General features: G+C 53.3%; 13 protein-coding genes. 12 read left to right on the top strand and 1 reads right to left on the bottom strand.

Annotated elements, in window-relative coordinates:
- Window positions 1-48: 48 nt before the first annotated feature.
- A complete protein-coding gene (gene flgA, locus G5154_RS17285; protein ID WP_216980329.1) occupies window positions 49-732 on the bottom strand; it encodes a flagellar basal body P-ring formation chaperone FlgA in 684 nt (227 codons plus the stop codon).
- Between the two features lie 144 nt (window positions 733-876).
- Between flgA and G5154_RS17280 the strand changes: the two genes are divergently transcribed.
- From G5154_RS17280 to G5154_RS17225, 12 genes are all read left to right on the top strand, one after another.
- Complete coding sequence (locus tag G5154_RS17280; RefSeq protein WP_005344523.1) at window positions 877-1,788, top strand: chemotaxis protein CheV; 912 nt, start codon at window positions 877-879, stop codon at window positions 1,786-1,788.
- A gap of 18 nt (window positions 1,789-1,806) precedes the next feature.
- Window positions 1,807-2,631, top strand: a complete 825-nt coding sequence (locus tag G5154_RS17275; protein ID WP_005344525.1) for a CheR family methyltransferase — start codon at window positions 1,807-1,809, stop codon at window positions 2,629-2,631.
- A 250-nt stretch (window positions 2,632-2,881) separates the two neighbouring features.
- The gene (flgB, locus tag G5154_RS17270) at window positions 2,882-3,280 is read left to right on the top strand and encodes a flagellar basal body rod protein FlgB (protein ID WP_005344526.1); all 399 of its coding nucleotides are present in this window, start codon (window positions 2,882-2,884) and stop codon (window positions 3,278-3,280) included.
- On the top strand, window positions 3,280-3,699 hold the full coding sequence (flgC, locus tag G5154_RS17265; RefSeq protein ID WP_005344527.1) for a flagellar basal body rod protein FlgC: 420 nt from the start codon (window positions 3,280-3,282) through the stop codon (window positions 3,697-3,699). The genes flgB and flgC overlap by 1 nt, the downstream gene beginning before the upstream one ends.
- A 15-nt stretch (window positions 3,700-3,714) precedes the next feature.
- Window positions 3,715-4,455: a flagellar hook assembly protein FlgD gene (locus G5154_RS17260; protein ID WP_005344528.1), complete on the top strand. Its 741-nt coding sequence runs from the start codon at window positions 3,715-3,717 to the stop codon at window positions 4,453-4,455.
- A 10-nt stretch (window positions 4,456-4,465) separates the two neighbouring features.
- Window positions 4,466-5,851, top strand: coding sequence for a flagellar hook protein FlgE (gene flgE, locus G5154_RS17255; protein ID WP_216979074.1), 1,386 nt, complete (start codon window positions 4,466-4,468; stop codon window positions 5,849-5,851).
- Between the two features lie 138 nt (window positions 5,852-5,989).
- The gene (gene flgF, locus G5154_RS17250) at window positions 5,990-6,736 is read left to right on the top strand and encodes a flagellar basal-body rod protein FlgF (protein WP_005344530.1); all 747 of its coding nucleotides are present in this window, start codon (window positions 5,990-5,992) and stop codon (window positions 6,734-6,736) included.
- 14 nt (window positions 6,737-6,750) lie between these two features.
- The gene (flgG, locus tag G5154_RS17245) at window positions 6,751-7,539 is read left to right on the top strand and encodes a flagellar basal-body rod protein FlgG (RefSeq protein ID WP_005344532.1); all 789 of its coding nucleotides are present in this window, start codon (window positions 6,751-6,753) and stop codon (window positions 7,537-7,539) included.
- Between the two features lie 14 nt (window positions 7,540-7,553).
- On the top strand, window positions 7,554-8,225 hold the full coding sequence (gene flgH, locus G5154_RS17240; RefSeq protein ID WP_236346693.1) for a flagellar basal body L-ring protein FlgH: 672 nt from the start codon (window positions 7,554-7,556) through the stop codon (window positions 8,223-8,225).
- An 8-nt stretch (window positions 8,226-8,233) separates the two neighbouring features.
- Window positions 8,234-9,331 carry a flagellar basal body P-ring protein FlgI gene (locus G5154_RS17235; protein WP_005344534.1) on the top strand — a complete coding sequence of 366 codons (1,098 nt, stop codon included), beginning with the start codon at window positions 8,234-8,236 and terminating at the stop codon, window positions 9,329-9,331.
- A gap of 43 nt (window positions 9,332-9,374) precedes the next feature.
- A complete protein-coding gene (flgJ, locus tag G5154_RS17230) occupies window positions 9,375-10,433 on the top strand; it encodes a flagellar assembly peptidoglycan hydrolase FlgJ (protein WP_421251223.1) in 1,059 nt (352 codons plus the stop codon).
- Window positions 10,434-10,435: 2 nt separating this feature from the next.
- A complete protein-coding gene (locus G5154_RS17225) occupies window positions 10,436-12,439 on the top strand; it encodes a FlgK family flagellar hook-associated protein (RefSeq protein WP_421243989.1) in 2,004 nt (667 codons plus the stop codon).
- Window position 12,440 lies beyond the last annotated feature (1 nt).

Below are 12,440 nucleotides of genomic sequence, written 5' to 3'. Positions count from 1 at the left end.
CGGTGCGGCAGGTCAAAACTTTAGAAAAAATTGTTCAGGCTCCGGATATCAAAAAGTGACCGATGCGGCACCGACAGCTGTGACTTTACCTTCCACCGTTTTGCCGGAGCGAATATTGACGAGTTTGATGATCTCTCCGAAACTGCCATCTTGCAAGGCTCGGGCCATGGTTTTGATCTGGAAATTGCTGTTTTCGGCAGTCAGGGTGACCTGATCCCCTTTACATACCACGCAAACTTGGCTCAAACGGATGGGCTGTCCCGGTTTGATCTCCCGCTTGCTGCGGACTCCGATAAGAGGGGCTGTGTCAGTCAGGTAGTCGCCGCGGATCAGGGTTTGATCCTGAAACGCTACTACCAGCTGGCTTTCACTCAGCAGATCCCCTTTGGCTATCGGAGCCGTGACGGTAACAAAGGGTTTTTGAATACTGACCCTTACAGGTAAGTAGACATCCCAGGGTTTGTCTTCTTCACACTTAATGTAAACTGTTGTATTACGGCGAATTTCCATTTTTGCTGGTAAGCTGATGGTCAACAGATCTTCGCAACGGGTCAGTGGGAGTCTCTCATCAAGGGTCGCAGCTGTGACCTCTGCTCTGGCATCCAGCTGCAGATCGAGTTGGCTATAAACGAACTCTTCTGCCCGCTCCCTCAGATAGGTTGTGACCTCCGAGGCATCGCTGGAAGATATGCAGCCAAAAAAGAGGCTGATGAGTAAAAGTCGGTTAATCATTTTCGCTCGTCGGTCGATAAGTTGTTCACGCATATCACCATATTTAACTATGATTGCTTCAGAATCTGTTTGTTGTCACATCGATAGTCTGACGCAATCCATCACGCATGCATGATTAATGCCAAGCGTTTTTAGGGAGTGTTTATGGCCAGTATCCTGGACTCGGTCAACCAACGTACCCAGCTAGTGGGGCAAAACCGGCTGGAATTGTTGTTGTTTCGTCTTAATGGACGTCAAAGATTTGGCATCAACGTATTCAAAGTGCGTGAAGTGTTGCAGTGTCCCCCGTTGACCGTGATGCCCAAGTTGAACTCCTGTATTCGCGGGGTTGCTCATATTCGAGGCCAGACTATCTCGGTCATCGACCTCAGCATGGCGATGGGCAAGCGTCCAATTGAAGATTTGAGCAAGTGCTTCATTATCATCTCCGAGTACAACCGTTCTATTCAGGGTTTTTTGGTTCACTCTGTGGAACGCATTATCAATATGAATTGGGAGTCTATTCTGCCTCCCCCCAAGGGGGCCGGCCGTATCAACTATATGACGGCGGTTACCGAGGTTGATGGTGAGTTGGTCGAGATCCTCGACGTTGAGCGCATTCTCAACGAAATCTCTCCTGTTTCTACCGAGGTCAGCCAAGAGCTGGTGGAAGCCAGTGTCGAGCATCCGACCTTGGGGCGTCCTGTGCTGGTTGCTGATGACTCGTCTGTTGCACGCAAACAGGTACAGCGTGCGCTTGAGGCAATCGGTGTCGAATGTGTGCTGGCAAAAGATGGCCGCGAGGCATTGAATATGTTGCTGGAGATGACCAAAAATGGCCCTATCAAGGATCAGATTGCGCTGGTGATTTCTGATATCGAAATGCCTGAGATGGATGGCTATACCTTCACTGCCGAGATCCGGAATAATCCCAATCTCAAAGATTTGCATGTTATTCTGCATACCTCGCTCAGTGGTGTATTTAACCAGGCAATGGTACAAAAAGTTGGTGCAAACAACTTTATTGCCAAGTTCCAGCCTGATGAATTGGCCAAAGCCGTACAAAACGCACTCTAATTAAAGAAGAACAGCTGCATGAAGACACTTTCGGACGACTTATACAAACAGTTCAGCAACTTTCTTGCGGTACAGAGCGGAATCGTGCTGGGTGATAACAAACAGTATCTGGTGAAGAGCCGTCTCTCACCGTTGATGGCGCAGTTTGGCATCGAGAGTCTGTCTGAACTGGTCACCCGTGCAATGAGTGTGCGTGAGCGTGACCTGAAAATGGCGGTTGTTGATGCGATGACCACTAATGAAACACTCTGGTTTCGCGATACCTATCCGTTCCAGCTGTTGACCGACAAGATTTTTCCTGAGCTGGGTAAAAGTGGTCGTCCTGTCAAGATTTGGTCTGCCGCTTCGTCTTCGGGGCAGGAGCCCTATTCTATCGCCATGACTGCGCTGGAGCAGCAGATGAAGAAACCTGGCACCTTGCCTGGTGGGGTGCAGATTGTCGGGACAGACATATCGACTACTATGCTGAATCAGTGTAAGGAAGGGGTATATGACAGTCTGGCATTGGCCCGCGGATTGTCGCCAGAGCGCAAGAAGATGTTTTTTGAGCCCTATGGTGATAACAAAATGCGGGTGGTAGAGCGAGTCAGAAAATTGACCACCTTCCGGCCGCTTAATCTGCTGGAAAGCTATAGTCTGCTCGGTAAATTTGACATCATTTTTTGCCGTAATGTGCTTATCTATTTTGCACCGGAAGTGAAGTCAAAAATCCTCAACCAGTTTGCCTCCAGCCTCAATCCTGGTGGGTACTTGATGCTGGGAGCTTCAGAATCACTTGCGGGACTGACCGACAGATTCGAGATGATACGCTGCAATCCCGGAATTGTTTACAAGGTCAAATAGCGTTGCAGCCCTTGGTATTCGAGGGTGTCGGGATTGTTGACACTGTTTATAAGAGGGGAGGCACTGCGCCTCCTTCTCTTTTTTCGGCTCCATTCATGATGGCATTGTGCCATGTTCCCATATACCCGCACTGCAGAGCTTTTCATTCCATCCACAAGGTTGAGCATACCTGGACTCGACAGCCAGCAGTGTCTTGTAAATCGTCTGGCACATCTCTTGCAGGAAAAATATACCAAGCAGGAGGTGTGCTATGGCTTTTTCATTTGACAAGGCATTTGGTATCCATCAATACACGCTGGGTGTTCGCGCCAAGCGTGCCGAGGTGTTGTCCAGTAATATCGCCAATGCGGACACGCCAGGTTTTAAAGCAAGAGATATCAACTTTGCACAGGCGTTGCAGGATGCCCAGCATAAACAGGGTTTTGGCCTGGTAACAACCAGTGAAAAGCACTTTGCCTTGAATATGGATGCCCCCGGTACTGTCCAATACCGCAATCCGTTGCAGCCCGATACGGGTGATGGCAACACGGTGGATGTGCAGCAGGAGCGGAGCGAGTTCTTGCGCAACAGTCTGGAGTACCAAACCTCCCTGGAATTTATGAACCGCAAGATCAGTGGCTTGCTTAAAGCCCTGAAAGGAGAGCAGTGATGAGTTTGTTCAAGGTCTTTGATATTGCCGGCTCGGCCATGAGTGCGCAGTCTGTGCGTCTCAACACGGTTGCCAGCAATATGGCCAACGCGGACAGCGTCAGCTCCAGCGTGGAAAACACTTACCACGCCAGGCGGCCAATTTTTGCCGCTCAGCTCGATCAAGCCATGTCAGATAAACAGGGGTCGGTCGGCGTTGAGGTGAAGGGCATTGTCGAAAGCAAGGCTCCACTGCTCAAGGAGTACAACCCTAACCACCCGATGGCGGACAAGGATGGCTTTATCTTCAAACCAAATGTCAACATGGTTGAAGAGATGGCTGACATGATCAATGCCTCGCGCAGCTACCAGACCAACGTACAGGTTGCAGATTCGGCCAAGAAGATGCTGCAGCAGACGCTTCAGCTTGGCAAATCCTGATAGGAGGGATGCAACATGGTCGATACCACCAACAGTGTGAACGGCATTGGCCGTACCACGGCCCAGACTACTGGCACCACCACTACGCCGAAGAAAGAGCTGGATCAGGCTTCGTTTATGAAACTGCTGACCATGCAACTGTCATATCAGGATCCCTTCAAGCCGGTGGACAATGCCCAGATGCTCTCCCAGATGGCTTCCATGTCGACCTCGGAGGGGATCAACAGTCTGTCTACCCAGATGGGCAAGCTCAATGAGCAAATGATCTCCAGCCAGGCTCTGCAAGCCTCTTCTCTGGTTGGCCAGAATGTGCTCTTGCCCAGCAATGTTGGCTATCTAGACAAGGAGGGCCCTATCTCAGGCGTAGTGCAGGTTGGCACTGCCAATAAATATGCGGGAATAAAGATTACCGTGGAAGATGAAGCTGGCCAGGTTATCAAGGAATTTAGCCTGGAAGGAGAGCAGAAGGGCAATGTGGAAATCGCCTGGGATGGCACTGACAAGGCAGGTAACCGGGTCAAACCTGGAAAATATGTGCTCAAGGCCAGTGGCAGTGTGGATGGCAAGGCGGAAACTATCCCTACATACGCTTATGGCAAGGTCGATAGCGTTGCCTTGGGGAATGCAACAAACCCCACACTGCTCAACTTGAAGGGATTGGGCAGTACCCTGCTGAGTTCCGTCCTTCAAATATCAGGAACCAATGCAAACCAGACGGTTACTCCGTCAAAAACCACGTCGACAGCATCGATCTAAGGAGCTGGATATGTCATTTAACAATGCCTTGAGCGGTGTTAACGCGGCACAAAAAGACTTGAACGTCACCGCTAACAACATTGCGAACGTTAATACTACGGGCTTTAAAGAGTCCCGTGCCGAGTTTGCGGATGTCTACGCCAACTCCATTTTTGTCAATGCCAAGACCCAGGTTGGTAACGGTGTGGCGACCGGTGCGGTGGCTCAGCAGTTTCATCAGGGGGCTCTGCAATTTACCAATAACGCGCTGGATTTGGCTATTCAGGGGAATGGCTTCTTTGTGACCTCTGACAGCTTGACTAACCTGGATCGCACCTATACTCGGGCTGGCGCGTTCAAGCTCAATGAAAACAGTTATATGGTTAACAATCAGGGCCATTATCTGCAAGGTTATGAAATTAATGCTGACGGTACGCCGAAAGCTGTGAGTATCAATGCGACCAAGCCGATCCAGATACCGGATCGAGCGGGTGAGCCTATAAAGACCAGCAAGGTTGAAGCGAGCTTCAATTTGCCTTCCAAGGCGACCCCCTTGTCGGCGGGAACAATGCCGGATCCTCTTGCGGTGCCTCCTGTGGTTGGCAGTCTGTCGAGTTTTGATCCAAAAGACTCGAAAACTTACTCGTCTTCCACGTCTGTTGTGGTGTACGACTCTTTAGGTGAACCCCATACCATCACCCAGTATTTCGTCAAAGAAGCAAGCGATGCGGATCCTACCAAACCGGCAGATCCTACAGCATGGCGTATGTATTTATATGAGGGCGACAAGCCTATTGATATTGATAGCGGGGTTCAAACCCAGATGGCAACAGGTGTGAATCCTGTACCGTTAGCTGCTCGTTTTACCTTTGGTGCCGATGGTAAAATGATCACCCCAACTACCCCTGCAACAATTCAAACAGTGGCGTTGGGGGCAGGCGGCGCAGGCATCATCACTAATGGTGCTGATCCCACTCAGACCTTTGAGATTTCGTTGGGCACAATAACCCAATATGCCTCACCGTTCGAAGTCAACAAGTTGTCACAGGATGGTTCCACAGTCGGCCGTTTGACCAAAGTCGAGATCACGCCGGATGGCATTGTGTCCGCGACTTACAGTAACGCGACAACCATCAAGGTGGCCATGGTGGCCATGGCAAAGTTTGCCAACTCACAAGGGTTGACCCAGATAGGAGATACCTCCTGGCGGCAATCCCTGCTCTCTGGCGATGCATTGCCGGGAACGCCCAACTCCGGCACCTTCGGTACCATCAAATCGTCGGCGCTGGAGCAATCCAACGTGGATTTGACCTCCGAACTGGTTGACCTGATCACTGCCCAGCGTAACTTCCAGGCCAACTCCCGCTCTCTGGAGGTAAATAGTTCGCTGCAGCAGACCATCTTGCAGATCCGTTAATTCCTCTCCGGCAACGGGGCACCTTGGGTGCCCCGTTTTTTTATAGATCTCTGCTGCCGAATGGTGCGGCATTCCCCCTTCTGTTGGCATCCAAATTGCAGCTCTGCTGTCAGAGTCATCTGTTTGACGGAGAATCCCATGGATCACCTGCTTTATATCGCCATGTCCGGGGCCAAAGAGAACATGAACAGCCTGGCTGTTCGCGGTAATAACCTCGCCAATGCCAATACCACCGGCTTTAAATCAGATTTCGAGCAGGCCCGCAGCATGCAGGCTTTTGGTGAGGGGCTGCCCAGTCGGGTATTTGCCATGACGGAACGTCCCGGCCAGAACTTGCAGCATGGCATGTTGATGACCACGGGGCGGGATCTTGACGTGGCGGTGGATGGTCCCGGCTGGATTGCAGTGCAAGATCCCAAGGGGGGGGAGGCCTATACCCGTATGGGAAATCTGCAGGTCAATGCGACTGGTAACCTGCAAACCTCGACCGGTCTGAACGTCGTGGATGACGGTGGTCAACCCATCGTGCTGCCAATGCCGATGGAGAAACTCGAAATCAATCGGGATGGCACTATCAGTGGTCGTCCTGAAGGGGCAGCTGCGAACTTGTCGGAAGATTTTCAGCGGATCAAGCTGGTTAACCCGGCTGCAGATGCGGTAGAGAAGGGGCAAGATGGTCTGTTCCGGCGCAAGGATGGCCAGAATGAACCCGCCTCGGCCAATGTTGGCCTGATTGCCGGCTCCCTGGAGGGGAGCAACGTCAATGTGGTGGATGAGATGACCAACCTGATCAGGTTACAACGACAGTTTGAAACCCAGGTCAAGATGATGAAAACGGCCGAAGAGAATGACGAGGCCCAAACCCAGTTGCTGCGTATCAGCTAATCGAGGAGTTACCTATGAATCCTGCACTCTGGATCAGCAAGACCGGGTTGGATGCTCAGCAGACCAATATTTCGGTCACATCGAACAACCTGGCGAACGCCAGCACCGTTGGTTTCAAGAAATCGCGGGCCATTTTTGAAGATTTGCTTTATCAGAACATTAATCAGCCCGGTGGCCGTTCGTCGGCCGATACCGAGCTCCCCTCCGGCTTGATGCTCGGTGCTGGAGCCAAGGTCGTGGCCACCCAGAAAAACCACAGCCAGGGCAACGTACAGACGACTGACAATTCGCTGGATCTGATGATCAGTGGCCGTGGCTACTTTGAAATCCAATTGCCCGACGGCAGCCTTGCCTATACCCGTAATGGGCAATTCACCCTTAACAGTGAAGGCACCATAGTGACACCGGGTAACGGCTATCCTCTGCAGCCAGAAATCCAGATTCCGGAAAATGCCCAGAGTGTCACTGTCGGCACTGATGGTCAGGTCTCGGTACAGCTCAAGGGGGATGGTGCCTCTCAGGTGGTCGGACAGATCACCCTGTCAGACTTTGTTAATGCCAGTGGCCTGCAGCCGATGGGTGAGAACATGTTTCTGGAAACCCAGTCCAGCGGTGCCGCCATTCAGGGGACTGCGGGGGCGGATGGTATGGGAGTCATTAAGCAAGGGATGCTGGAGAGCTCCAACGTTAACGTCACCGAAGAGCTGGTGAATCTTATCCAGGCTCAGCGAGTCTACGAGATGAACTCCAAAGTCCTCTCAGCGGTGGATGGCATGATGTCCTTCCTGATCCAGCGGACCTAATGGGGAGAGCCATGATGAAAAGCGTATGGATGCTGGGGTTGCTGGTGTTGGGGGGGTGTAGCAGTACTCCCAATACACCCAGGCCTGATGACCCCGAGTTTTCCCCCGTATACGGGGAGTCGGAACCGGTCTCGGTGAGACCGACGGGTGCTATTTTTCAACCGGATCAGGTTAATGGCATCTACTCGGACATCAAGGCGCACAAGGTGGGTGACATCATCACCATCGAGTTGTCGGAATCAACATCTGCATCGAAGAAGGCCAATACCCAGAGTGGCAAGGACAACAAGTTTAATCTGGAACCAGTGACGCTGGGGGGCGTACCGGTTACGGCCAGCCCCTATGATCTCTCCGCATCCATCGGTCAAAACAGTGCGTTCAAGGGGCAGGCAAAAGCAGATCAAAGCAACAGTTTGCAGGGCAATATTTCGGTCAGTGTTGCCAAGGTATTACCCAATGGCAATCTGCTGGTACGAGGTGAGAAGTGGATCATGCTCAACAATGGCAATGAGTATATCCGTATCACCGGCCTGATTAGACCGGAGGATGTCACCTCGGATAACAGTGTGTCATCCCAGAAAGTCGCCAATGCCCGCATTTATTACGGTGGTACCGGCGATCTGGCCAATACCCAGGAACAGGGATGGCTTACCAGCTTTTTCAATGGTCCCTGGTGGCCGCTCTAGGAGATGTTATGAAGTCACTCCGTCTCGTGACTCTGCTCTGCTGTCTGCTGCCCTTGGGGCTGGCGAATGCCGCCCGGATCAAGGACATCAGCTCGGTGGAGGGGGTGCGTAGCAACCAGTTGATCGGTTACGGTCTGGTCGTGGGCCTGCCAGGTACCGGCGAGAAGAACAACGCCTTTACCGAGCAGACCTTCCGCACCATGCTCAACAACTTCGGCATCAAGGTCCCGGACAACATCAAACCCAAGATCAAGGATGTGGCGCCGGTGGCGATCCATGCGGATTTGCCGCCGTTTGCCAAGCCGGGCCAGACTATCGACGTCACTGTCTCTGCCATCGGTGAGGCCAAGAGCCTGCGCGGTGGTACGCTGCTGCAGAGTTTCCTGAAAGGGCTGGATGGGCGGGTCTATGCAGTCGCACAGGGCAGCCTGGTGGTAGGCGGGCTGGGTGCCGAGGGGGCTGATGGCTCCAAGGTAGTGGTCAATACTCCGACCGTCGGCCGGATTGCCAATGGTGCAACCGTAGAGCGAGAGGTGCCCAACTCATTTAGTCAGGGAGATACGATCACCTTCAACCTCAACCGCCCCGACTTTACTACTGCGCGTCGGCTGGCTGACGTAGTCAACGATCTGGTGGGGCCCAATACCGCTCAGGCTCTGGATGCCACCTCGGTCAAGGTCTATGCCCCGCGGGATCCGGGCCAGCGTGTCTCCTATCTGGCGACTATCGAGAACCTGGAGGTGGACCCGGCCAACGAGGCGGCCAAGATCATCGTCAACTCTCGTACAGGCACCATCGTTATCGGCAGTCAGGTGAAGCTCAAACCGGCTGCTATCAGTCACGGTGGTTTGACGGTGACCATCGCCGAAAACCAGCAGGTCTCTCAACCCAACCCGCTGGCGGGGGGCGAGACCACGGTCACCAACAACTCGACCATCAATGTCCAGCAGGAGCCTGGGCGGATGTTCAAGTTTGATACCGGTGCGACCCTGGACGATCTGGTCCGGGCGGTCAATCAGGTCGGGGTCGCCCCCGGTGATTTGATGGCTATTCTTGAGGCGCTGCAGCAGGCCGGCGCTATCGAGGGGCAACTGGTCATATTGTAACTGGCGGCAAGTGATTGCCACGGGTGGCAATGAGGTAAACAAAATGGCGGAGTTTGACACCAAAAGCGGCATTAATCTCGGGGTGGTACAGGATATCAAGAACCTGGACCGTCTGCGCCAGATGAGCCACAGCAAAGAGGGGCAGGCCGAGGCACTGCAGGGAGCTGCGCGCCAGTTCGAGTCAATCTTTACCCAGATGTTGTTTCAGAGCATGCGTCAGGCCAACGGGGTATTGACTCAGGATAACCCGATGAACAGTAGCTATACCCAGTTCTATGAAGGGATGCTGGATGAACAGAGAGTGGCAGACATGTCCAGCAAGGGGGGGCTTGGATTGGCTGACATGGTGGCCAGGCAGCTCTCACCGGAAACATTTGTCCATCAGGATGGTCGGGTGCTCAAGATGCCGCAGCGGACGGAACGAGTCTATAAACCCTACGTACCACCCACGACGGCAGCCACAGATTTGATCTCAGCATCAAAAGTTGGCAAAGATTTTGCTGAAAAAGAGATGGAAAAGGGGAAAACCCCGCTAGTCATGCCCACGCGCCCCCACCGTAGTGTACCGCCAATGGGGCCTGTGGCTCACCATCGTAGTCATGGGGAGGGGAGTGCACAGTTTGATAGTCCGGAAGCGTTTGTGCAGCACCTGATGCCGTTAGCCAAGAAGGCTGCGGACAAGTTGGGATTGAGTCCGGCGGTGCTGGTGGCTCAGGCGGCATTGGAAAGTGGTTGGGGCAAGCGGGTGATCAAGGATGGTGAGGGGCAGATGACTCATAACCTGTTTGGCATCAAGGCCGACCCTCGCTGGGAGGGCCCCAGGGCGGTCGTCAGCACCCTGGAATATGAAGAGGGCGTCGCATCCCGCCAGAAAGCGGCATTTCGTTCGTATGGCTCGTTTGAAGAGAGCTTCAATGACTATGTGGACTTTCTCACCTCGGGTTCGCGCTACAAGGGGGCCCTGGCCAAGGTGGACAGTCCGGATCGCTACTTCGAGGCATTGCAACAGGCAGGTTATGCCACCGATCCGCACTACGCCAGAAAACTGAAACAGGTATTGCGCAGTGATGCCATTGCCCGATACAACGAGATGGAGCTGTAAATATGGCAAGCGATCTGCTTGGAATTGGATCATCGGGCGTGCTGGCCCAGCAGCGTCTGTTGCAGAGCACCAGTAACAACATCGTGAACGTCAATAGCCAGGGCTATGTGCGCGAGCGTACGCTGGTGTATACCAATGCCATCGGTCTTGGTACCGGTGATATCAAGACCGAGCGAGTGATCAACAGCTATATGCAGGGAGAGGTGCGTCGCGATACCTCTGCCTTTTACGCATCTCTGACCCATTACGAACAGCTGGCCGATGTGGATCGCCTGCTGGGAGACACCAGCAACAGTGTGGGTGAGACCATTACCTCTTATTTCAAGTCCTTTCATTCGGCAAATGAATCGCCCGCCGAGATCGGGGGCCGCAAGGTAGTGATGACGGAGTTGAGTGGTATGGTAAACCGATTTCACACACTATCGGCCCAGCTCGACAAGCACAGCGATACCCTCAATACCCGTATTGAAGATGAAACCAAGCAGGTCAACAGCTTGTTGACCAGTATCAATGATCTCAACCAGGCGATCATTCGCACTCAGGGATCACCCGAAGAGAACCTGATGTTGTTTGATCAGCGTGACGAGGCAATAAGACAGCTTTCCGAGAAGATGGATATTCGCACCGTTGCTCAACCCAACGGCAGCATGCTGGTCAATATGAGTACTGGTCATTCGCTGATCCTGGATGGAGGCGTTGCCCAGTTCAAGGTGGTGGCAGGAGACCCTGATTCCCGTGATCAGGAGTTGCAACTGACCCTTGGCGACAATCAGGCACTCATTGATCACGATACGTTTGGGGGAGCCATAGGAGGGTTGTTCAAGGCGCGTACCGACCTGGAGCCGACCAAGCGTGAGCTGGGGCAGTTGGCCGTTGCGATGGCAGATGCCATGAATCAGCAAAACCGTCTCGGGATGGATCTGGACAACGAGTTGGGCAGCGATATTTTCACCCTGCCAACCAGCAAGGGATTGCCTTATGGCGACAACACGGGGTCGGTCGGGGCGAATGTCAGCTTCGTCGCAGGCAAAGGAAGCTCAGTGACCCCTTTCGATTATGAAGTACGCTTTAGCAGTGCGACCGGATATGAGGTGTTCTCGCTGGACAAAGCAGGAAATCGAACTTCTGTGGCAACAGGCACCACGCCGCCAGCGACGTTTGAAGTGGCTGGTCACGGGATCTCGATCGATCTTACCGGCACACCGGCGGCAGGAGACAAGCTGCTACTGCAACCGGCAAAGGGGGCTGCTGCCGGGCTTGCTCAGCAGATCACCCGGCCGGAAGACCTGGCCCTGGCTGCACCGCTTAAAGTGCAGAAGACAACCAACAACATCGGCAGTGCGGACATTAAACTGGATGGTGTCTTCAATACCGGAACGGGTTCCGGTTTTGGTACCAATAGCCTGGATCCCGCCGCGCCCCAGATCGTCAAGATCGGCAACAACGGCAACTATGAGGTATATGCCGGTGATGGGACTACCTTGATAGGAATCGCTCCGGCAGCCAGCAAAGGGCAGAATTTGATGGCATCTATCGTCAGCCCCTTTCCGGGCGGACCCGCGGTCTATAGCAACCCTAAACAGAGCCCGGGCTACGAGTTCAGTATTACCGGCACGGTAGTACAAACCGACAGCTTCCAGCTCAGTTACAATACCAATGGTTTTGCTGACAACAGTAATGGCTTGGCTATGGCGGAGTTGCAAAACAAGGATCTGGTGCGCAAGAGTACCAACGGGGGAACGACCAACGACAAGATGACTTTCAACCAGGCTTACTCAGGCTTGGTGATGGAAGTGGGCAACAATACGAGCCAGGCAAAAACTCAGCTTAAAGCCAATGAATCCAAGCTGATCCAGAGTACCGGGATCTATGAGAGCGTCTCCGGGGTCAATCTGGAGGAGGAGGCGGCCAATCTGATCCGTTTCCAGCAATCTTATGCGGCATCCGCCCAGGTGGTCAGTACGGCCAAAACCATCTTCGATACATTGCTTTCGTCCGTGAGGTAAC

Source organism: Aeromonas sp. 600527 (assembly GCF_049175415.1).
Classification (GTDB): domain Bacteria; phylum Pseudomonadota; class Gammaproteobacteria; order Enterobacterales; family Aeromonadaceae; genus Aeromonas; species Aeromonas veronii_A.
Note: the sequence above shows the minus strand (reverse complement) of the source record. Positions and strands in the feature narration are given on the sequence as shown.

Excerpts from the sequence above, each read along its gene's own strand:
- G5154_RS17280 (WP_005344523.1), top strand. The coding sequence starts at position 877 with ATGGCCAGTATCCTGGACTCGGTCAACCAACGTACCCAGCTAGTGGGG.
- flgF (WP_005344530.1), top strand. The coding sequence starts at position 5,990 with ATGGATCACCTGCTTTATATCGCCATGTCCGGGGCCAAAGAGAACATG.
- G5154_RS17235 (WP_005344534.1), top strand. The coding sequence starts at position 8,234 with ATGAAGTCACTCCGTCTCGTGACTCTGCTCTGCTGTCTGCTGCCCTTG.
- flgB (WP_005344526.1), top strand. The coding sequence starts at position 2,882 with ATGGCTTTTTCATTTGACAAGGCATTTGGTATCCATCAATACACGCTG.
- G5154_RS17275 (WP_005344525.1), top strand. The coding sequence starts at position 1,807 with ATGAAGACACTTTCGGACGACTTATACAAACAGTTCAGCAACTTTCTT.
- G5154_RS17260 (WP_005344528.1), top strand. The coding sequence starts at position 3,715 with ATGGTCGATACCACCAACAGTGTGAACGGCATTGGCCGTACCACGGCC.
- flgA (WP_216980329.1), bottom strand. The coding sequence starts at position 732 with ATGATTAACCGACTTTTACTCATCAGCCTCTTTTTTGGCTGCATATCT.
- G5154_RS17225 (WP_421243989.1), top strand. The coding sequence starts at position 10,436 with ATGGCAAGCGATCTGCTTGGAATTGGATCATCGGGCGTGCTGGCCCAG.
- flgC (WP_005344527.1), top strand. The coding sequence starts at position 3,280 with ATGAGTTTGTTCAAGGTCTTTGATATTGCCGGCTCGGCCATGAGTGCG.
- flgG (WP_005344532.1), top strand. The coding sequence starts at position 6,751 with ATGAATCCTGCACTCTGGATCAGCAAGACCGGGTTGGATGCTCAGCAG.
- flgE (WP_216979074.1), top strand. The coding sequence starts at position 4,466 with ATGTCATTTAACAATGCCTTGAGCGGTGTTAACGCGGCACAAAAAGAC.
- flgH (WP_236346693.1), top strand. The coding sequence starts at position 7,554 with ATGAAAAGCGTATGGATGCTGGGGTTGCTGGTGTTGGGGGGGTGTAGC.
- flgJ (WP_421251223.1), top strand. The coding sequence starts at position 9,375 with ATGGCGGAGTTTGACACCAAAAGCGGCATTAATCTCGGGGTGGTACAG.